At 65.5% G+C, this 21295-nt stretch carries 18 protein-coding genes; 2 read left to right on the top strand and 16 right to left on the bottom strand.

All coding sequences use genetic code 11. The features are described from left to right. Positions 1-230: 230 nt before the first annotated feature. The 5 genes from BSIN_RS11060 to aceK form a co-directional block, all read right to left on the bottom strand. Positions 231-668, bottom strand: a complete 438-nt coding sequence (locus BSIN_RS11060; protein WP_089340536.1) for a YchJ family metal-binding protein — start codon at positions 666-668, stop codon at positions 231-233. A gap of 30 nt (positions 669-698) precedes the next feature. Then, positions 699-1376, bottom strand: coding sequence for an SDR family oxidoreductase (locus BSIN_RS11055; protein WP_069233409.1), 678 nt, complete (start codon positions 1374-1376; stop codon positions 699-701). Between the two features lie 137 nt (positions 1377-1513). Further along, positions 1514-2704, bottom strand: coding sequence for an acetyl-CoA C-acetyltransferase (locus BSIN_RS11050; RefSeq protein ID WP_089340535.1), 1191 nt, complete (start codon positions 2702-2704; stop codon positions 1514-1516). Next, on the bottom strand, positions 2691-3461 hold the full coding sequence (gene can, locus BSIN_RS11045) for a carbonate dehydratase (RefSeq protein WP_089340534.1): 771 nt from the start codon (positions 3459-3461) through the stop codon (positions 2691-2693). Before can ends, BSIN_RS11050 begins: the two co-directional genes overlap by 14 nt. Before the next feature lie 55 nt (positions 3462-3516). Next, a complete protein-coding gene (aceK, locus tag BSIN_RS11040) occupies positions 3517-5334 on the bottom strand; it encodes a bifunctional isocitrate dehydrogenase kinase/phosphatase (protein WP_089340533.1) in 1818 nt (605 codons plus the stop codon). 360 nt (positions 5335-5694) lie between these two features. Between aceK and BSIN_RS11035 the strand changes: the two genes are divergently transcribed. Continuing rightward, complete coding sequence (locus BSIN_RS11035; protein ID WP_089340532.1) at positions 5695-6783, top strand: MBL fold metallo-hydrolase; 1089 nt, start codon at positions 5695-5697, stop codon at positions 6781-6783. A gap of 79 nt (positions 6784-6862) precedes the next feature. Here the strand turns inward: BSIN_RS11035 and BSIN_RS11030 are convergent, their stop codons facing one another. The 3 genes from BSIN_RS11030 to BSIN_RS11020 all read right to left on the bottom strand — a co-directional run bounded on the left by BSIN_RS11030 (position 6863) and on the right by BSIN_RS11020 (position 10374). Beyond that, positions 6863-8458, bottom strand: a complete 1596-nt coding sequence (locus BSIN_RS11030) for an ABC transporter substrate-binding protein (RefSeq protein ID WP_173678665.1) — start codon at positions 8456-8458, stop codon at positions 6863-6865. A gap of 185 nt (positions 8459-8643) precedes the next feature. Then, positions 8644-9825: an acetyl-CoA C-acyltransferase gene (locus tag BSIN_RS11025; RefSeq protein ID WP_082711962.1), complete on the bottom strand. Its 1182-nt coding sequence runs from the start codon at positions 9823-9825 to the stop codon at positions 8644-8646. A 132-nt stretch (positions 9826-9957) separates the two neighbouring features. Further along, the gene (locus BSIN_RS11020) at positions 9958-10374 is read right to left on the bottom strand and encodes a MarR family winged helix-turn-helix transcriptional regulator (RefSeq protein WP_059517568.1); all 417 of its coding nucleotides are present in this window, start codon (positions 10372-10374) and stop codon (positions 9958-9960) included. Between the two features lie 300 nt (positions 10375-10674). On the opposite strand from BSIN_RS11020, the gene BSIN_RS11015 reads away from it, so the two are divergent. Continuing rightward, a complete protein-coding gene (locus BSIN_RS11015; RefSeq protein WP_089340531.1) occupies positions 10675-11388 on the top strand; it encodes an SDR family oxidoreductase in 714 nt (237 codons plus the stop codon). Between the two features lie 221 nt (positions 11389-11609). Here BSIN_RS11015 and BSIN_RS11010 read toward each other — a convergent pair whose 3' ends face one another. The 8 genes from BSIN_RS11010 to argS all read right to left on the bottom strand — a co-directional run bounded on the left by BSIN_RS11010 (position 11610) and on the right by argS (position 21295). Further along, complete coding sequence (locus BSIN_RS11010) at positions 11610-12182, bottom strand: TetR/AcrR family transcriptional regulator (protein WP_089340530.1); 573 nt, start codon at positions 12180-12182, stop codon at positions 11610-11612. A 70-nt stretch (positions 12183-12252) separates the two neighbouring features. Continuing rightward, a complete protein-coding gene (locus tag BSIN_RS11005) occupies positions 12253-13749 on the bottom strand; it encodes an efflux transporter outer membrane subunit (protein ID WP_089340529.1) in 1497 nt (498 codons plus the stop codon). A 14-nt stretch (positions 13750-13763) separates the two neighbouring features. Beyond that, entirely contained in the window at positions 13764-15278 is a 1515-nt protein-coding gene (locus tag BSIN_RS11000) for a DHA2 family efflux MFS transporter permease subunit (RefSeq protein WP_069233402.1), read from the bottom strand. Positions 15279-15364: 86 nt separating this feature from the next. Further along, on the bottom strand, positions 15365-16453 hold the full coding sequence (locus BSIN_RS10995; protein ID WP_218192417.1) for an HlyD family secretion protein: 1089 nt from the start codon (positions 16451-16453) through the stop codon (positions 15365-15367). Positions 16454-17078: 625 nt separating this feature from the next. After that, positions 17079-17855, bottom strand: a complete 777-nt coding sequence (locus tag BSIN_RS10990; RefSeq protein WP_089340527.1) for an SDR family oxidoreductase — start codon at positions 17853-17855, stop codon at positions 17079-17081. 33 nt (positions 17856-17888) lie between these two features. Then, entirely contained in the window at positions 17889-18527 is a 639-nt protein-coding gene (locus tag BSIN_RS10985; protein ID WP_089340526.1) for a thiol:disulfide interchange protein DsbA/DsbL, read from the bottom strand. Between the two features lie 48 nt (positions 18528-18575). After that, a complete protein-coding gene (locus BSIN_RS10980; RefSeq protein ID WP_089340525.1) occupies positions 18576-19433 on the bottom strand; it encodes an SPOR domain-containing protein in 858 nt (285 codons plus the stop codon). Between the two features lie 77 nt (positions 19434-19510). Next, on the bottom strand, positions 19511-21295 hold the full coding sequence (gene argS, locus BSIN_RS10975) for an arginine--tRNA ligase (RefSeq protein ID WP_089340524.1): 1785 nt from the start codon (positions 21293-21295) through the stop codon (positions 19511-19513).

Genomic DNA, 21295 nt, shown 5'->3' with positions numbered 1-21295 from the left:
GCGCATGCTTGGCTGGAGGCGAGTGTGCGCGTGGTATCGGGCGGCTTGTTTGCGGCAGCATCGTCACGGTCACGGTGTCGCGCGGCGCACGTCATCGCGCTGCCAATGCGCTGTCAATGCGCCGTGACCACGCCGTCGCCCACACTCCGCGCGCTTCGCGTCGATCACCGCACGCGTCGGTCCGCCGGCCGGGCATGACGGACGCAATCGGCGTGCGCGCGCTCCACCGGCTACGCCTGCGTCACGTCTCCATCGACATATCGCCACCGCGCCTGCTCATCGCGCACGAAGCGGCTCGTTTCGTGCATCCGGAATGCCCGCCCGCCGATCTTGTAGCGGGCGACGAATTCGACTTCCGCGTGCGTGTCGTCGAGTTGCGCATAGCGCTTGATCGACAGGCCAAGCCAGCGCGGCGCGTCGGCGCGTTCGGCGTCGAGGTCGGCCGGGCAGGTGCGCGGGTCCCAGGTCGCACGCAGATAATCGGTTTCGCCGAGCACGTAGGCGCTATAGCGCGAGCGCATCAGTTCGAGCGCGTTCGCCGCCGGTATGTGCGCGTCGATCAGGCGTGCGCAGCAATCCGCGTAGCGCGGCGCGTGGCCGCCGGCGCCGGGCGCTGCACCGCCGCATGGGCAGTCGAGCGGGCGCGGCGCGGGAGTGGTTCGTGACATGGTATCGATTGACGTGCGGCGTGGCGCGGCTTACCAGCCAAGCTCGACGCCGTCATATTGGAAGAAACGGCCGTTCGCGCGCTCGCGCTCGGCAAGCGCTTCGGCGATCACGCGGCGCATTCCGGTGACGCTCGTTTGCGGATCGATCGCCGCTTGCGGGCCGCCCATATCGGTGCGCACCCAGCCGGGATGCAGCGCGATGCAGGCAGCATCCCGGGTTTGCAGCGACGCGACGCGCAGCGCGTCGTTGAGCGCGGCTTTACTCGCGCGATAGAGCCAGCCGGTCGTGCCGGTCGCCTCGCTGATGCTGCCCATTCGGCTCGACAGCACCGCAAGGACGCCCTGGGCCTCCTCGACGAGCGGCAGCAGGATCGGCATGAGCTGCATCGGGCCGAGCACGTTCGTATGCATGACCGTGTCGAAGTCCTCGCCGGCGATCGTCTCGACGCCGCTCGTGCGCGGACCGTATACGCCCGAGACGATCACGGCCGCGTCGAGCCGCACGCCGTCGAGCTGCCAGCCGAGCGCGGCAATCTGCTCCGGCTGGGTGACATCGACGGCATGCGCATCGGCGCCGAGCGCGCCGAGCGCATCAAGCGACGCGCGCTCGCGCGCGGTGGCGATCACGTTCCAGCCATCGCGCCGGTACTGACGGACGAACTCGCGGCCCAAGCCGCGCGATGCGCCGACGATCAATGCGGTCTTCATCTCAAGCCCTCCTGCGAACCGTTTGTACTGTCCGCGCAGCGGCGAGCCGCGCGGCTTGCACCTGCCGAGCCGGCGGCAGGTGGGGCGCAACGGCGCGGGCGTCTGTTCGGGTCGTGTCGATCACGAGACGAAACGCATCAAACGATCTCGATGCCCATCGCGGTCGCCTCGCCGCCGCCGATGCACAGACTCGCGACGCCGCGCTTGCCGCCGCGCGCGCGAAGCGCGCCGATCAGCGTGACGAGAATGCGCGCGCCCGATGCGCCGATCGGATGGCCGAGCGCGCATGCGCCGCCGTTCACGTTGACCTTGTCGTGCGGCAGGCCGTGCTCCTTCATCGCCGCCATCGCGACCACCGCGAACGCCTCATTGATCTCGTACAGATCGACCTCGGCGGCGCGCCAGCCGTTCTTGTCGAACAGCCGCCGGATCGCGCCGACGGGCGCCGTCGTGAAGCGCGACGGCTCCTGCGCGAACGTCGCATGGCCGACGACGCGCGCGAGCGGCGCGACGCCCAGCCGCTCGGCGCTCGATTGCCGCATCATCACGAGGGCGGCCGCGCCGTCGGAGATCGACGACGCATTCGCGGCCGTCACCGTTCCCGTTTTGCTGAACGCGGGCTTGAGCGTCGGGATTTTATCGAGGTTTGCCTTGAACGGCTGCTCGTCGCGTGTGACGATGATTTCGCCTTTTTTGCCGGCGACGCTCACGGGCGCGATTTCCCACGCGAACGAGCCGTCTTCGTTCGCCCGCTTCGCGCGCGTGAGCGATTCGATCGCAAACGCATCCTGCGCGTCGCGCGAGAACGTGTATTGCGTCGCGCATTCTTCTGCAAACGTGCCCATCAGGCGGCCTTTGTCGTAAGCATCCTCGAGGCCGTCGAGGAACATGTGATCGAGTACTTGGCCGTGGCCCATGCGCATTCCGCCGCGCGCCTTCGGCAGCAGGTAGGGCGCGTTGGTCATGCTTTCCATGCCGCCGGCGACGATCACGTCGCTCGAGCCCGCGACGAGCATGTCGTGCGCGAACATCGCCGCACGCATGCCCGAGCCGCACATCTTGTTGACCGTCGTGCAGCCGGCCGAAAGCGGCAGCCCCGCGCCGATCGCGGCTTGCCGCGCGGGCGCCTGGCCCTGACCGGCCGGCAGCACGCAGCCCATCACCGCTTCGTCGATCTGCTCGGGTTTCAGGCCCGCGCGCTCGAGTGCGGCCGCGATTGCCGCCGCGCCGAGCTGCGGCGCGGTGAGCGCCGCGAAATCGCCCTGAAAGCCGCCGATCGGCGTGCGCGCCGCCGACGCGATGACGATCGGATCTTCAACAGCCGCCATGATTTGTCTCCTTGATGGTTTTTGCGATGAGTTCGGTGGCTTCGGCGAGTTGTGCCGCGTCGGCCGCCACGATGTCATTGTCCGCCGAAAGCGCCTGTTTTGCCGAGAGCGCGTCCACCGCGCGCCGATACATTGGCGCGAGCACGTCCGGCTCCGACACCGCCATGCCGAGGTCGCGCATGCGCCCGTCGTGCACGCCGTACACGAGCGCATGCACGGTGAGCGGCTGGCCGCGCGCCCACGCGTCGTTGACGATCGTCGTGCGGCATACGTTGACGACCTGCTCGATGGCGTTCAATTCGATCAGGCGCCGGTAGCGCGCTTCGCCGAGCGGCCATTCGTCGAGCAGCGCCGCGTGCTTCTCGCGCACGTCCTGCACATGATGCAGCCAGTTGTCGGCGAGGCCGACGCGGCGGTTGTGCAGCGCCGCGTTCACGCCCGAGCAGCCGTAATGGCCGACCACCATGATGTGCTTCACGCGCAGCAGATCCACCGCGAACTGGATCACCGACAGACAGTTCAAATCGGTATGCACGACGACATTGGCGATGTTGCGATGAACGAAGACCTCGCCGGGCGGCAAGCCGATGATCTGATTTGCGGGCACGCGCGAATCCGAGCAGCCGATCCACAGATATTCCGGCGCTTGCTGATCGGCGAGGCGCGAGAAGTATTGCGGGTCGTCCGCGAGCTTGCGCTTGACCCACGCGTCGTTGTTGTCGAACAGATGGGAGAGCGGATGATCGTTCGTGTTCATCGTCGTGGCTTTATGTCGGATAACCAAGTGTGACGGCCGGCGCGCCGTGCGCGGTTCAGGCGGCGCGCCGGCCGCCGGTGTCGTCCCGTGGCGCGTCGCGCTCCGCGAAGCGCTCCGGATAACGGATACGAAAGCGCAGCGCCGGCTCGTAGGGATAAAAATCGGGCAACTCGCCGTTCAGCAGGCGGTCCTTGCTGTCCTGCCAGAGCTGAGGATCGAAGAAATCCGCGTGATGCTTGAGGAAATTCTCGCGCACGCGTGGATCGCCGAGCAGGAACGGCGCGTAAGTTTCGGGAAAGATGTCGTGCGGGCCGATCGAATACCACGGCTCGCCGGACAGTTCGTCCTCTTCGTTACGCGGCGGCGGCACGCGGCGCACGTTGCAATCGGTCAGATACTCGATCTCGTCGTAATCGTAGAACACCACGCGGCCGTGGCGCGTGACGCCGAAATTCTTGTACAGCATGTCGCCGGGGAAGATGTTCGCCTGGATCAGCTCCTTTACCGCGTTACCGTATTCGCGCACGCCATGCTCGACCTGCGCGTCGCTGCCGTTTTGCAGATAGAGGTTGAGCGGCACCATCCGGCGCTCGATATACAAATGCTTGATCACGAGATTGTCGCCTTCGTATTCGAGCAGCGACGGCGCTTCTTTTTCGAGTTCGCGCACGAGCGCGTCGTCCAGGCGCGCGAGCGGCAGCGCCACGCTCGAATATTCGAGCGTATCGGCCATGCGCCCGAGACGATCGTGGCGCTTCACGAGCTGATACTTCTCCATGATCTGCGCGCGCGTCGTTTCCTTCGGCGGCGGGAAGTGATCCTTGATGACCTTGAACACGTAAGGAAACGACGGCAGCGTAAACACCAGCATCACGAGCCCGCGTATGCCGGGCGCGACGATGAAGCGGTCGCTCGAATGCGACAAGTGGTGCAGCAGATCGCGATAAAACAGGTTCTTGCCCTGCTTCTGCAAGCCGACCGACGTGTAGATTTCCGCTTTCGGCTTGCCTGGCATCACCGTGCGCAGGAACTGCACATACGCGCTCGGTACGTCCATGTCGACGAGGAAATACGAATGCGCGAAGCCGAACACGATCTTCAACTGGTCGCGCCGCAGCAGCACCGTGTCGAGCGCGAGATAGCCCGGCCGCGCATGGCGGATCGGCACACAAAAAGGCAGCACGCGGTCGCCGTTGATGATGCGGCCGATGAAGTACGCGCTCTTGTTACGGAAAAACAGCGACGACAGCACGTGAATCTGGAAATTCACCGCTTCGTCGAACGTGCCGAACTCGTCCTGCACCGCTTGCATCACGCAGCCGATGTCGCGCTCGAGATCGTCGAACGGCAGGTTGAGCTGAAAATTCGTGACCACGCGCGTCAGCGTCGCCGCCAGCCCTTCGCTGCCGGGGTAGTACGCGCGATAGGTCGGCTTTGCGGCCGGCTCGTCGTTCTCGATGTATTCGGTCGAGATCGCCGGGCGCACGAAGATGAAATCGTTGTTGAAGTACGAGCGATGCAGGATCTTGCAGCACACCGAATTGAAGAACGTCTCCGCGCATTCGGGCTGCCGGTGAGACGTGAGCAGACCGATATAGTGCAGCTTGATCTGCTGCCAGATGTCGTCGTCGATGTTTTCGGCGTCGTATTCGTCCTCGAGCAGCTCGACGCATTCGCGCACGCGGTCGTCATACGACGTGATGCGCTCGCGCGCGAGCCGCTGCAGCCCGTGCCAGTCGGCGCGCTCGAACAGATCCTTCGCGGCGATCGCTGCTTCGCGGAAGATTTGATAGTGGCGATCGAAATTCTCCAGGATCGTCTGCGCGACGTCGAAGCCGATCTGCGAGGACAACAGTTTGGGAAAATGATTCATCGTGCGCGGGCTCACTGACGGGAAGCTCACGCCATTTTAGCGCCCGCCGCGGGTGCTTCATCCGGTGCGGCGGCGAATCGGTGCGGCTCGCGCGCCGGCAGTGCGGCGCGGCGGGCCTGCGTTTCGGCGAATTTCACGCAACGTTCTGGCTACGCACGGGATCGTGGCGGAATTTTTTGGGGATGCTAAGCAGGTCCGAAGCTGGTTCAAAGCCGGTCCGAAGCCGGTCCGAAGCCGGCGAAATGCATGCGCGGCACCGCGTCGCCAGCCCCGTCCGCACGGATGAGCGATAGAATCGATTCCGGCGCGGTCAGCGGCCCGCCCCGACGACAACACGAAGAGACTCAAGAGACGCCCCCGATGAATGCACTGGAAAACCAACTCGATTACCCGTTCGCCGACAGGCTGCCGGAGCCGGGCGGCTTCGTCGAAGTCGCGCCGGGGGTGCGCTGGCTGCGCATGCCGTTGCCGTTCGCGCTCGATCACATCAATCTGTGGCTGCTGCGCGATGAAATCGACGGGCAGGCGGGCTGGACGGTCGTCGATTGCGGAATCGCGTCGGCTGAAATCCGGGCGCATTGGGAGCGGATCTTCGATACGCATCTGGACGGCTTGCCCGTGCTGCGCGTGATCGTCACGCACTGCCATCCCGACCATTTCGGGCTTGCGAACTGGCTGTGCAACGGCGGCGAGCGTGCGCGCTGGAACGTGCGGCTGTGGATGACGGCGGGCGAATATCTGTTCGGCAGCCTGATGGCGGCCGGCAATGGCTCGAACGCTGGCGGCGAAGGCGCGGCCGAGCATTTCGCGCGCAACGGCGTGGCGCACGCCGATACGCTCGACAAGCTCAGAAAGCGCAGCAACTATTATTCGGATCTCGTGCCGGCCGTGCCGTCGCGCTACCGGCGGCTGCGCGACGGCGATGTCGTTGCGATCAGCGGCCGCCAATGGCAGGTCGTCACCGGGTTCGGCCATTCTCCAGAGCATTGCGCGCTTCACTGCGCGGCGGCCGGCGTGCTGATTTCCGGCGACATGGTGTTGCCGCGGATCTCGACGAACGTGTCGGTGTTCGATCTCGAGCCGGAGGGCAATCCGCTCGCGCTGTATCTGGAATCACTCGGCCGTTACGAGACGATGGCCGCCGATACGCTCACGTTGCCGTCGCACGGCAAGCCGTTTCGCGGGCTGCATACACGGATCGCGCAACTGCGCGTGCATCACGACGCGCGGCTCGCGGAAGTGCGCGATGCGTGCGCCGCGCGGCTGATGAGCGCGGCCGATATCGTGCCGATCATGTTCCGGCGCGCGCTCGACGTTCATCAGATGACTTTCGCGCTCGGCGAGGTGATCGCGCATCTGAATTTGCTGTGGCTGGCGGGCGAGTTGACGCGCGAGACGGGGCAGGATGGCGTGATCCGCTATGCGGCCACTGCGCGCGAGGCGGCGTAGCGCGACGCGGCAGACGGCCGACGGCGAGGTGCGGCGTAGTGGGCGGCATCGGCCGCCCGCGTCGAGCGTCCGCCGGGCGTTACGGCACCGATACCGTATCGAAATGCTGCCGCCCGAACGGGCTCACGCGATAGCCGGTGACGTTTGCGCGCGTGATGGCCGCGGCGCTCGGATAGCCGAGCGGAATCCACAGCGCCTCGTCGTGAATGATCTTCTGTGCGGCTTCATACAACTTCGCACGCTTGCCTTGATCGGCGGTGGCCTTGCCGTCGGTGATCAGCTTGTCGAGCTTCGGATCGCAGTAGCGGGCGAAATTGAGCCCCGACTTCACCGAATTGCAACTGAATTGCGGCGTGAGGATGTTGTCCGGATCGCCGTTATCGCCGGCAAAGCCCATGAAGAGCAGATCGTGCTGGCCGAGCTTCGCCTGTTTGATCAATTCGCCCCATTCGACTACCTTCACGTCGGCCTTCACGCCGATCTTCGCCAGATCGGCCTGTAGCAATTCCGCGCCCGCTTTCGGATTCGGGTTCAGCACGCTGCCTGTCGGGCGCACCCAGATCGTCGTCGAAAAACCGTTCGGCAATCCCGCCGCCGCGAGCAATTGCTTCGCCTTGGCCGGATCGTGCGGATACGGCGCGATCGATTTCGCATAGCTCCAGGTGTTCGGCGGGTACGGGTTGGTCGCGGGCGTCGCGGTGTTGTCGAATACCACCTTCAGGTAGGTCGCGCGGTCGAACGCGAGATTCAGCGCCTCGCGCACCTTCGCGTTGTCGAGCGGTTTTTTCTGCGTGTTGAGCGCGACGAACGCCGTCATGAACGCGGGGGTCTCGGCGACCGCGAGCGCCTTGTCGCCCTTCGCCGCCGCAACGTCCTGCGGTTTCGGCGACAGCGCGATCTGGCATTCGCCCGCCTTCACTTTTTGCGCGCGCACGGTCGGGTCCGGGGTGATCGCATAGATCAGGCGTTCGCTTTTCGGTTTCTGCCCCCAGTACGACGGATTCGCGTCGTAACGGATCACCGCGTCCTTCGTATAGCTTTTCAGCACAAATGGGCCGGTGCCGACCGGTTTCGCGTTCAGATCGGCTTGCTTGCCCGCCTTCAGCAATTGGTCCGCGTATTCGGCCGAATAGATCGACGCAAAACCCATCGTCAGAATCGACAGAAACGTGGCGTTCGGTTCGTTGAGTTCGAATTTCACGGTCGAATCGTCGACCTTCGTCACGGCTTTCACGAGCTTCGCAAGCCCCATCGACTGCGCATGCGGAAAGCCGCTCGCGCCCGCGACCTTGTGCCACGGATTCGCATCGTCGAGCATCCGGCTGAACGTGAACACGACGTCGTCAGCCGATAGCGCCCGGATGGGCTTGAAATAATCGGTCGTTTGAAACGCGACATTCGGGCGCAAGTGGAACGTATAAGCCAGGCCGTCGGCGCTGACGTCCCACTGAGTGGCGAGCGCGGGCACCACCTTCTTCGTGGCTTCGTCATACGAAACCAGTGTGTTGAAAATCACGTCCGCTGACGCATTGGTGGTGACGAGCGAATTGTATTGAACGACATCGAACCCGTCGGGGCTGGATTCCGTGCAGACCGTCAACGGTTTCGCTGCGACAACGGCAGGGGCGGCGGCGGTGACGGCGGCGAGCGCCGCGGCGAACAGCATGAAGCGCATGAGATCTCCCGGATGACATGATTCTGGTGGCCGCGCGCGCAAGTATCGCGCGCGGTCCGATGCCAGCGGGATAGCATACCTTCAATATGCGCCGGCCGTTAATCGGCGACGGAACGCATCGATGCCGCAACGGCGAAATCGCCGCCGTTGCGTCGCGTATTTTCGAGGTAGCGGTGCTTTGCCGGTTATACCAGCTCGATGGCGAGCGCCGTGGCTTCGCCGCCGCCAATGCAGATGCCTGCGACGCCGCGCTTTGCGCCGTTCGCGCGCAGAACGCCGAGCAGCGTGACGACGATCCGCGCGCCCGATGCGCCGATCGGGTGGCCGATCGCGCACGCGCCGCCATGCGCGTTTACGCGTTCGCGGGCGACGTCGAATTCGCGCATCACCGCCATCGGCACGACTGCGAACGCTTCGTTGATTTCGTAGTAGTCGACGTCGCGCGGATGCCAGCCGGTGCGCGCGAATAGCTTCTTCAGCGCGCCGATAGGCGCGGTCGTAAACCATTCCGGGTCCTGGGCATGGACGCTGTGCGCGTGGATGACGGCGATCGGCTGCTTGCCGAGCCGTTTCGCGACGGATTCGCGCGTCAGCACGACGGCGGCCGCGCCGTCCGACAGCGGGCTGGAGCTGGCCGGCGTGATCGTGCCGTCAGCGCTGAACGACGGCTTGAGCTTCGGGATCTTCGCGGCGTCGACCGTTTGCGGCTGCTCGTCCGCGGCGATCGACACGGCACCCTGCTTGGTCGTCACGTCGACAGGGGCGATTTCCCAGTCGAAGCGGCCTTCGCTTTGCGCGCGTTGCGCCCATTGCAGCGATTCGGTTGCATAGGCGTCCTGGGCAGCGCGCGAAAACTCGTAATGCGCCGCGCATTGCTCGCCAAACTCGCCCATCGCGCGGTGCTCATACGCATCCTCGAGGCCGTCGAGCGCCGCGTGGTCGTAGAACGTCGCATGACCCGAACGGTAGCCGGTGCGCGCCTTCAACGCCAAATAGGGCGCGTTCGACATGCTTTCCATCCCGCCCGCGACGACGAGTTCCGCGCTGCCGTTCGATAGCGCGTCATACGCATAGCGGATCGCCTGCATGCCAGAGCCGCACACCTTGTTGATCGTCACGGCAGGCACCGAGCGCGGCAGCCCCGCGCCGAGCACCGCTTGTCGCGCAGGCGCTTGGCCGAGTCCGGCGGACAGCACGCAGCCGACATACGCTTCGTCGATGCTGGATGGATCGACCGACGCACGCTCGAGGGCGGCGCGAATCGCCGTCGAGCCGAGTTCAGGCGCGCTCTTCGAAGACAGATTGCCCAGATAGCGACCGACAGGCGTGCGGGCCGCGGAAAGAATCACGATCGGATCGGTAGACATAATGTGCTCCATGCGAGGGAAAAAACGGCGTGGTATTTAAATGTATATGCATATATTATGGGCCGAGACGCCGGCGGTGCAAAGCAGCGGCAGCCGGCTGCTGTCGGCGGGCGGCTGCTCGGGCGGTGAGGCTTAGTTCGCCAGTGCTTCGGCGAGTGCGTAAATCTCGGCGTCGAGTGCCTGCATGTTGCGTTTGCCGATGCGGCGGTATACCTCATTTTGGGCCAGTTCCCAATCGGCGCGCGACGCTTTCAGCAATGCAGCGCCTTTGGGCGTCAGACTCCAGAGGCGCATGCGTTGATCATCGCCCGGCTCGACGCGCACGAGCTGCCGGGATTGCAGCGTGGCGAGCGTGCGGCTCAGCGTGGTTTGATCGAGCAGCAGGCGCGTCGCGATCTCCCCCGTCGGCATTGCTTCGCGGCTATAGAGTGAGGCGAGGATCGTGAATTGCGTGACGCGTATCCCGTGCTTCGCGAGGTGCGCATCGTACAACGATGTGATCGCACGCGTGGCTTGGCGTAATGTGCCGCAGTGGCAAGCAAGTCTCATTGGGGCGTCGCTCATGCTAGCGTCCTTCAGGGTAAGCAGTCCATACTATATTCTATTGCGCGGAATGCATATGCATGAATTGACGACGGCCGCTTACATAACTTGTCGAAGCCGTCGATCGACGCTTCGGCGCGCATCGTGCCAACCGGGATTGCGTGGGTTGGGCGAGATCTCCAGCCGTGCGATGCCGGACCTCCCACCGATGCGTGCGGCGCAGGTTTGAAGGAGCGGCCGGCTCGGTCTGCCGCGTGGATCGGAGCAGGTTGCGCGGGTCCTTATTTTTGTCAGCGAGATGAACCGATGAAACTACAAAACTCTGTCGTATTGGTAACGGGTTCGAACCGCGGGTTGGGGCGGGCGTTCGTCGAAGGATTGCAGGCAGCGGGCGCGAAGAAAATTTATGCGGCGGCGCGCAATCCGGCTCAGGTGACGACGCCTGGCGTGCAGCCGGTCAAGCTCGACATCACGGATGCCGACGATATCGCCGCGGCCGCGCGCGAACTTCGCGACGTCAATCTGCTGATCAATAACGCCGGTATTTTCCGCCCGGGCCCGCTTCTTGCCGATAGCGGCGATGTCGCGCTGCGCGAGCAACTCGATACCAATTTCTTCGGAACGCTGGCGCTCGCCCGCGCGTTCGCGCCGATATTACGGGATAACGGCGGCGGGGCGATCGTCAACGTGCTGTCGGTGCTCGCTTGGCTCGGGTTGCCCAATACGGGCGGCTACAGTATTTCGAAGGCAGCGGCGTGGTCGGCGACGAACGTGATTCGCAACGAATTGCGCGCGCAACAGACGCAGGTCGTCGCATTGCATTCCGCTTATATCGATACCGACATGGCGTCGAACGCGCAAGGGATGCCGAAGAATCGCCCGGAGGACGTCGTTCGGCAGACGCTCGAAGCGCTCGAGGCCGGGCGCGACGAGGTGCTCGTCGATGCGTTGTCGCGCGACGCGAAGGCCGGGCTGTCGGCTGATCCGGCTGTCTATACGCGGGCGCCGGGCGGCGCTTGACCGGTTGGTGCGCCAGGGCGCCGGCCTTTTGGTGGGCGCTGGCGCTTTTGTAGCTTTCGCGTCGAGGGCGGCGCTACGGATGTGCTTTCGCTTTCTTGACGGGGGCGGATGCGTCGCGCTTGCAGCCGGCGCGCTGCCCGGCCGACGAAGGCCGATTGGCCGGCCGGACGGCTGCCCCGGCGGTTTGCCTGCGACTCGGCGGGCCAGGGGGCTGCGGCGCGTCAGTCGGTCAGTTGCTCCACGGCCTTGACGCCGGCGGTCAGCAATTGCTTCGATAGCGTGGGATCGTCCACCGCGCGCGACAGCATGAGCGAGCCGACCGCGAGCGCGACGGCTGCGAGCGCGGCATCGCGGCGCTCGGCTGGTGTGCCCGATTCGGGCGTTGCACATGCGATGAGCGTTTCAAGCTGGTCGGTAAACACGTGGCGGACCGTATCGTCGCGCCGGCTGATTTCCGCGGCAAGCGCCGCTGCGACGCAACCGGCGCCAGGTTCGTCGCGGTGGCGCTCGTTCAGATACGCTTTCGCGAACGCGACGGGTTTCGGCTGCGACGGGTGACGAACGATGCCGGCATGCAGCCGCGCGGTCGTTTGCGTGAAGCCGGCGGCAATGGCTGCCGCGACGAGCGCATCCTTCGATTCGAAATGGGCGTAGAAGCCGCCATGAGTGAGGCCCGCGCTGTCCATCAGGCTCGCGACGCCCACTGCGTCGATGCCTTCGCAACGGAATCGGGCGGACGCGACCGCTTCGATCCGCTCGCGAGTCTTCGCTTTGTGGTCGAGAGTGTATCGCATCGAATCACACTATGAAGAGAGAATGAATCGATTATATGACGCTCATCATCGGTTTGCTTGACACCGTTGCTCAGCGCGCGGATGCGACGGCGGGCGGCGCAGCGGTGCCGGGGGCTTCCCAGCCGCCGCCGAGCGCGCGGAACGTCGCAACGGCCGCACGCGCCTGATCGGCTTGCAGGCGGGCAAGTTCCGCGCGCGCGGCGAGCAGTTGCTGGTCTTCGATCAGTACTTCGACGAGGCTCGCATCCCCTTGCGCATACGCTTCGCGCGCCGAGCGCTGTGCGGCGGATTCGGCTTCGACCTGATGCGCGACTTCATTGCGCTGCGCATCGAGCTGCGCCCAGGTCGTCACCGCATTCTCGACATCCTCGGCGGCGCGCAAGACCGATTGGCGATATTGCGCGAGCGCTTCCGCATAGCGGCCCTTTGCGTGCGCGACCTCCGAATCCACGCGGCCGAAATCGAATAGCCGCCAGCGCAGCCCGGCGAGTGCGCCGGGCTGGAATGCCGCCGATTTGAAGAGCGGGCCGTTTAACGCCTCGAAGCCGAGAATGCCGGATAGCGAAACCGACGGGTAATACTCGGCGAGCGCCGCGCCGATGCCCGCATTCGCCGCTGCGACGCGGCGCTCGGCGGCGATCACGTCGGGCCGGCGGCGCAGTAGCGCGTCCGGACGGATGTCGGCGGGCAGGCCGGGCACCGTGAAATCCGCGCCGGGCGCGACCAACTCGGCGGCGGATGTGCCGGGCGCCGCGCCCATCAGGATGTCGAGCCGGTTGATCTGCTGCGCGTGCTCCGCGCGCAGCGGTGGCAAAAGCGCGCGGGTCTGCGCGAGCCGGGCGTTTGCCTCGGCCTGCTCGCGCTGCGTCGCCACGCCGTTGGTGACGCGCTCCCGCACGAGCGCCGCGAGGCGCGCATTCGCGTCGATTTGCGCGGATACGATCGCGATTCGCGCTTGCAAGCCGCGCAGACGAAAATAGGCGTCGGCCGCATCCGACGCGACCGATACGCGCGTGCCGGCGTGCAGCGCGTCGGCCACAGCCGCTTCGGCGCTGGCGGCTTCGGCCTGGCGGCGCAGGCCGCCCGCGAGATCCAGTTCCCAACTTGCGCCGATGCCGAGCCGGGTGTGCGTCTGACCGCGCTCGTAGCCGGGCAGCGCGCTGCCGATTCGGCCGAGCGGCGCTTCGAGCGATTGGCGCTGACGGGCGGCTTCGCCTTGCAGGGTCAGTTGCGGCAGATATAGCGCACCTGCTTCTGCCGCGGCCGCGCGCGCTTGGGCGATGCGCGCGTCGGCGGCGGCGAGATCGAGATTTTGCGCCAGCACGCGATCGATAATGCGGGTCAGCATCGCATCGTTGAAGCCGAGCCACCAAGCGTCGAGCGACGGCGCACGCGCGGACGGCGCCGCTTGCAGCGAGCGCAACGCGTCCTGGCTCGCATAGGCCGGCGGCAGCGCTGACGCGTCGGGCCGGTAGTCCGGCCCGACGGTGCAGCCGGCCAGCAGCGCCGCACCGGCGAGCGGGGCGGCAAGTGCGGCGAGCGGTCGGGAACGGCGGATCGGAAGCATGAGCGGGGCCCTCGTCAATGTGCTTTGCCGGCCGGTCTGGGCGGCGGGGGCGGGGAGACCTTGCGCATCAGCGGCACGATGAGCGTCGCGAGCGTGAAACCCGCCATGATGATCGTGAGCACGTCGCCGTAGGCCATGGTCTGCGCTTCGCGGAATGCGACGTCGTGCAGCTCCTTGAGGGACGCGACCCCGGCCGCCTGCGGCGAACCGAGTACGCCGGTCAGTCGAGTTTGCAGACCGTGCAGCATCGATTGCATCGGTGCGTTGGCGGGCGTCAGATGCGTTGCGATGTCGTAGAAATGCTGGTTGGTCCGGTTGTTCAGCAGCGCGCTGACCACCGCGATGCCGACCGCGCCGCCGAGGTTGCGCATCATGTTGAAAAGGCCGCTCGCATATTTGAGCCGCTCGGGCGGCAGACTGCCGAGCCCGAGCGTGACGGCCGGCGCAACCGCAAACACTTGCGGGAAGCCGCGCAGCAGTTGCGGCCAAAGCAGTTGATCGTCTCCCCAATCGTGCGTGATGAAGCGGAAATTCCACATCGACAGGCCAAACATCGCCATGCCGAACATCATCAGCCAGCGCAAATCCGTCTTGCGCGCGAGCATCACGTAGCACGGCACGCCTATCAACGCGGCCAATCCGGTGGGAATCATCGCGATGCCGGTTTGCCATGCGCTGTAGCCGCGCACGTAGCCGAGGAAGAGCGGCGTCAGATAAATCGTCGAGAACGTGCCGACTCCGGTCATGAACGACAGCAGGCAGCCGACCGTGAAATTCCGGTTGCCGAACGCGCGCAGGTCGACGACCGGGTTCGCATAGCTCAGCGAGCGCGCGATGAACAGCAGGCCCGCGCACGCGGAGATCATCGCGCAGCGCCGGATGGTCGCATCGTCGAACCAATTCCAGCGCGAACCTTCTTCCAGCACATATTCGAGCGTGCCGAGAAAAAGCGCCATCAGCGCAATGCCGGGATAGTCGGCGTCGCGAAGCAGCGACCGGTCGGGACGGTCGATGTCGCCGCCGAGCGATACGCCGAGCGCGACGAGCAGGCCTGGCACGAGGTTCACATAAAACAGCCAGCGCCAGTTTGCCGTATCGGTGATCCAGCCGCCGACGACCGGACCGAGCGCCGGCGCCATCGAGCCGATCGTGCCGATCACCGCGGCGGCGAGCACACGGCGCTTGCCTTCGAAGTAGTGGAACGACGACGTGAAGACCGTCGGAATCATCGATGCGCCCAGCACACCCTGCACCGCGCGGAATACGATCATGCTCTCGATATTCCATGCCAGTCCGCACAGCATGCTGGCGAAGGTAAAGCCGAGCGCCGAGCCGACGAACAGCAGCCGCGTCGAGAAGACCCGCGTGAGCCAGCCCGACATCGGGATCACCGTGATTTCGGCGATCAGGTAGGCGGTCTGCACCCAGCCGATCTCGTCTTGCGCTGCGTTGAGGCCGCCGCCGATGTCTTGCAGCGACGATGCGACGATCTGGATGTCGAGCAGCGCGATGAACATGCCGACGCACATCACGGCAAACGGCCAAGCGGGCGGGGGCGCGCCCGCCGAGGCTGGCGCGGGGGGCGCGTTTTGCGCGATCGTCTCCGAGGTGCTGCTCACTTGACGGCTCCGCGCGTATCGACCGTCACGGTGGCGGACAGTCCGGGCCGCAGGATGCCGAGTACGCTGTCCGCGCCGTCGAGCGCGATGCGTACCGGCACGCGCTGGACGATGCGCGTGAAATTGCCGGTGGCATTTTGCGGAGGAATCACGCTGAATACCGCTCCGGTCGCCGGAGCAAGGCGTTGCACGTGTCCTTGGAAGCACTGCGACGGCAGGACGTCCGCGCAGACCTTGGCCGGCTGGCCGGGCTTCATCGCCGTGAGCTGGTCTTCCTTGAAATTCGCGTCGACCCACAGGCCGCTCGACGCGACGACCGACATCAGTTGGGTGCCGGGTGTCACGTAGCTGCCGAGATGCGCGGCGCGGTTGCCGACATAGCCGTCGATCGGCGCACGTAGCTCGGTATAGCCCAGATTGAGCTGCGCCGTGCGCCGCGCCGCGCCGGAACGTTGCTGCGACGCGTTGGCTTCGGCGATCTGCCCGTCGAGCACCGCGATCTGTTGACGGGCCGCGCGCAGCCGGGCATTGGCAGCGTCGAGCTGCGCCTTGGCTTGCTGTAACGCGGCGCTCGAGCGCTCCTCGCTTTGCCGCGTGCCGGCTTCGGTCACGGCGAGCCTGCGGTAGCGCGCAGCATCGGTTTGCGCGAAATTCAATGCGGCTTTTTTTTCGTCGACATCGGCGCTCGCCTGGTCGATCACTTGCTGCTGCAGCGCGCGCTGTGCGGCGAGCCGCTGGCGGGACGCGCCGATCTCCGCCTCGCTCGCCTTTGCCGCATCGAGTTCGGCTTCGTAGTCGCTCTGATGGAGCCGCAACAGCGGCTGGCCTGCATGCACGCGCTGATTGTCGTCGACGAGCAGATCCGACACGTAGCCTGCGACGTGTGGCGAGATGACCGTGATGTTGCCGCCGACGTATGCGTCGTCGGTAGCTTCGAGGTAGCGTCCCCGGCCCCACCAGTAGAGGCCGTAGGCGACCAGTGCAATCAACAGCACGGCAATGGCGGGCACGACCAGCTTGGGTCTGCGTCGCGGAGGCTGGCCGCTGCCCAGGGGTGCCTGCGCATCGGGACGATTTTCGCTCACGTCTCGGTTCTCCTCGCGGGTCGTCATTCGGCGCACGGACGACGGAATGCATCGCCTGAGGCCGTTCGGTTTGCAACGTTGAAAAACGGGTGATCGGCTATCGCCGTCGGTGTCAGGCGAGTAGCGAACGGTTCGATGAAACGGCCCGGGCGGCGCGGCACGCTTTTTATTGCGTGACCGCGCCGCCGCCATGCCGTACTTCGCTCGGTGTGGCCCTTGGATATTTTTGAATGATGATCATCATATAATCAACGCGTGTCAAGTGATGAACCATTCTGTGCGTCGACTCCCAGGGTTGACCGGTAATGGAAGTACGATGTCGGTCACATCGGAGATCGCGGCGCGGGGGATGCCGCTGCGGATCGATGGCCGCTGCGCGCGAACGTGAATGCCGCGCGCAGGCTTGCCGCGCCGGGCACGTGTCCTTGCGTGGAGCGCAGGTGCGCAGAAATGCCCGGCCTCCGACGAGCCCGCGCCACGAGGCCGCGAGCACTGCGTCGGCTATCGGCGTTGCGAGATGCCGCTCACGATGTGAGCCGGTGCAAAGAGGAGGGGGAAATCCGGCGAACGATGAATAGCCGCGCGGGACTCCATCCGCCCGAACGGACCCGGACGCGCTGCTTCGCTATTTCGTCGCGCGCGGTTTGCGCGGCGCCTTCTCGAAGAGGCGATCGTACAGCCAGCGCGGCAGCACGTGCAGCAGCTGCGCGACGACACCCATTTGCCACGGAATCACGCGAAACGACGCCTTACGCGCAATCGCCTTCACCGCCAGCGTGGCGAAGCGGTCGGCATCGAGCAAAAACGGCATCGGGTAAGGGTTATGCTCGGTCATCGGCGTGCGGATGTAGCCGGGCGCGATCGTCACGACCGCCACTTGCGCAGCCCGCAGTTCGACCCGCAGCGCCTCGAGATACTTGATCGCGGCCGCCTTGGACGCGCTGTATGCGCCCGAGCCGGGCAGTCCACGCACGCCGGCGACGCTCGCGATGCCGACGAGCGTGCCGTGCCGCGCGGCCGTCATCGACGCGATGAACGGCTCGAATGTCGCGACCATCCCGTAATAGTTGACATCCATGATCTCGCGAAACGCGTCGAGATCGCCTTCGCCGGTGATCGCGCCCTTGCTGATGCCGGCGTTCGCGATCACGACATCCGGGCAGCCATGCGCGGCGACAAAGCGTGCGGCGGCCTGCGCAAGTGCGCCGGCGTCGCGCACGTCGGCGGGATAGATCGAGATCGACGACGACGGGAAGCGTTGCGCGAATTCGGCGAGAGTCTCGCCGCGCCGGGCGACGAGGCCGAGCGTCGCGCCCTGCCGCGCGTATTCGGCGGCGAGCGCGAGCCCGAGGCCGCTCGATGCGCCGGTGATGAAGACCTTGACGGAGGGTGAAGCGGTCATGCCGGCGCTATCGATGGCGGGCAGGCAGAAGCGTTACAGCTTCTTGTCCTGCACCTGCTTGACGAGGAAATCGAGCACCTGGGCGGTGCCCTCGAGGCTGTTCGTATAAGCCGGCCCCGTCTTGTACTTGCCTTGAACGACGATCGTCGGCACCCCATCGATGGCGTAGCTCTTCAGTTGCTCGGCGGCTTGCTTCGCTTGGCCTTGCACGCTGAACGAGTTGTACGCGTCGAGGAACTTCTTCTTGTCGACGCCTTGGGTTGCGAGGAAGTCGGCTTGCGCCTGCGGCGTCAGCAGATAGTTTTTCTGCTTGTGGATCGCATCGAACACGGCCGGCGTGACCTTTTCCGAGATACCGAGCGCCGACAACGCATAGAACAGCTTCGTATGCGGGACGAAATCGTCACGGAACGCGACGGGCACGCGCTTGAACGCAATCTTGTCGCCTTCCTTTTTCACCCAGGCTTCGACCGTCGGTTCGAATTCGTAGCAGTGCGGGCACCCGTACCAGAAGAACTCGATCACCTCGACCTTGCCGGCCGGCGCCGATACCGGCTGCGGCGATTTCATCACCTCGTAGTCCCTACCGGCCACCGGGGCCGCGGGCGACGCATGAGCCAAGCCCACGACGAGGCTCAAGGACAGGAACAACGTGTTGAGCAGTTTTTTCATGTTGACTATTCGATCAGTTGGGTGAGTAACGGCGCTGCGGTCGGTTGTTTACTGTTTCGTAAAGCGAATGACCGCAGTGTCGATACCCGCGTCGGACAACCGCTGACGGGCCGAGTTCATCTCGTCGAATTTCGAGAACGGCCCGACTCGCACGCGATAGTAGGTTACGCCGTTGACGTCGCGTTTCGTCACCTTCGACTCGAAGCCTTGGAAGCCGAGACGTGCGCGCTGCTGCTCGGCATCCGATTCGGTCTTGTACGCGCCGACTTGCAGCAGGTAGCCGGTGTTCGCGTCGGCGGCGGGCGCAGCGGGCTTGGCCGCGGCGTTGGCCGACGATGACGCGCTCTTCGGCGCTTGCGTCTGCGCGCTCTTCTGCGGCGTTTCGGCGCTGGATGCGCTCGTACCGGACGTGCGCGGCGGCGTGCCGTTATTGCTCGCGTTCGCCTGCGGTTTCTTCACCGGCGGCGCGGTGTCGGCGGGTTTCGGCGCGACGGCGACGCCGCTGTCCGAATTGTCGTTATCCGACGCGTCGGAGGTATTCGACGTGTTCCTGCCATTGCTGCCCGGCACCTCGACGATCTGCGGCTCGGACAGCAGCGGCGGCTGGTTCGGGGCCGTTGTCTGACCGGGCGCGGTGTTCGACGGCGCGGGCTGCGCGGCCTGAGGCGCGACCGGCTGGCCGGGCGTCTTGCCTTGCAGTGCGCGGTTCGGGTCGTATTGCTGGGGCTGGCTGGCGTTGCTGTCGGTGGGCGGCGCCACTTTCGACACGAACGGCGACGGTGCGCGGGTGATGTAAAGCGCGACCACCACCGCGATGGCCAGGCCGACGATCAGGCCCAGCACGATACCAAGAAATGTTCCTCCGGCTTGCTTCGATTGCTTCGACGTGCGGCGTGGTTTTGCCATTGCTTGAGTCACCTGCGAAAAGAATCGTGAATCAGCCGCGGCGCAGCGCGCCGCGACGCTTGCCGACGGCTTCGGCGTTACATCTTGCTCGGTGCGGATACGCCGAGCATCGCGAGACCGTTTTCGAGCACCTGACGCGTCGCCGCGAGGAGCGCGGCACGCGCGTCGCGCGGCGCGGCTTCGTCGACGAGCACGCGCTCCGCATTGTAGAACGAGTGAAACTCGCCCGCGAGATCGCGCAGATAGAACGCAACGGCGTGCGGCGCCAGCTCGTTCGCCGCGTGCGTGAGCACATCGGGGTATTCGGCGAGCTTTTGCATCAGCGCCGTCGCCTGCTTGCTAACGAGCGGCGACAGGTCGGCGCCCGATAGCTGCGCGTCGGTCGCGCCGTAGCGCGACTTCCATTCGGCGAGCACCGAGCAGATCCGTGCGTGCGCGTACTGCACGTAGTAGACCGGATTTTCGTCGTTCTGTTTCAACGCAAGATCGATGTCGAACACGAACTCCGTGTCCGCCTTGCGCGAGATCAGGAAAAAGCGCACCGCGTCGCGGCCGCGCGTGATCGTCGCCTCGTCGATTTGCTCGGGCGGCGCCTCGGAGCCGGGCGCCGCGCCGCCCGACCATTCGATCAGGTCGCGCACCGTCACGTAGCTGCCCGCGCGCTTCGAAATCTTCACTTCCTGGCCATCGCGCATCACGGTGACCATCTTGTGCAGCACGTAGTCGGGATAACCGCTGGGTATGCCGATATGCAGCCCCTGCAGGCCGGCGCGCACGCGCGCGATCGTGCCGTGATGGTCCGAGCCCTGGATGTTGATCACCTTGGTGTAGCCGCGCTCCCACTTCGTCACGTGGTAGGCGACGTCCGGCACGAAGTACGTGTACGTGCCGTCAGATTTGCGCATCACGCGGTCCTTGTCGTCGCCGTCGTCGGTCGTGCGCAGCCACAGCGCGCCTTCCTGCTCGTAGGTCATGCCTGCCGCGACGAGCGCGTCGACCGTCTTCTCGACGCGGCCTTCCTTGTATAGCGACGATTCGAGATAGTACTGGTCGAACTTGACGCCGAACGCCTTCAGATCCATGTCCTGCTCGCGGCGCAGATACGCGACCGCGAATTTGCGGATCGCCTCGAGATCCTCGGCGTCGCCCTTGCTGGTCACCGGCTCGCCGTCGCTTGCCGCGACCGTTTCGCCGTTCAGATAGCCGCGTGCGATGTCGGCGATGTATTCGCCGTTGTACGCGGCCTCCGGCCAGCCCGCATCGCCCGGCTTCAAGCCGCGCGCGCGCGCTTGCGTCGATACCGCGAGGTTATGGATCTGCACGCCGGCGTCGTTGTAATAGAACTCGCGATGCACCGTGTAGCCCTGGCTCGCGAGCACGTTCGAGATCGCGTCGCCGAGCGCCGCCTGGCGGCCGTGGCCGACGTGTAGCGGGCCGGTCGGGTTGGCGGAGACGAATTCGACCAGCACGCGTTTGCCTTTTTCGCGCTCGCTCCTGCCGAACGCCGCGCCCTCGGCGAGCACGGCGCTGATCACCGCCTGCTTCGACGCGGCCGACAGGCGCAGATTGATGAAGCCGGGGCCGGCGATTTCCGCCGCCTCGACGAGGCCCGCCGCTTCCGGCTGGGCGTTCAGCGCGGCGACGATCTGCTCGGCGAGCTGGCGCGGATTCGCGGCCAGAGGCTTCGCGAGCTGCAGCGCGACGTTGCATGCGACGTCGCCGTGCGCGGCTGCCTTCGGGCGCTCGAGCGTGATCGCCGGCGTCACGAAGGCAGCGTCGGCCGCGCCTTTCGATGCGGCGACGACCTGCTTCACGCTGTTGTCGAGAAGGGTTTCGAGGATATGTTTTTGGGCAGGCAGCAT

The sequence above is a fragment of the Burkholderia singularis genome, assembly GCF_900176645.1.
Classification (GTDB): domain Bacteria; phylum Pseudomonadota; class Gammaproteobacteria; order Burkholderiales; family Burkholderiaceae; genus Burkholderia; species Burkholderia singularis.
This window is presented reverse-complemented; position numbering and strand designations above follow the sequence as displayed.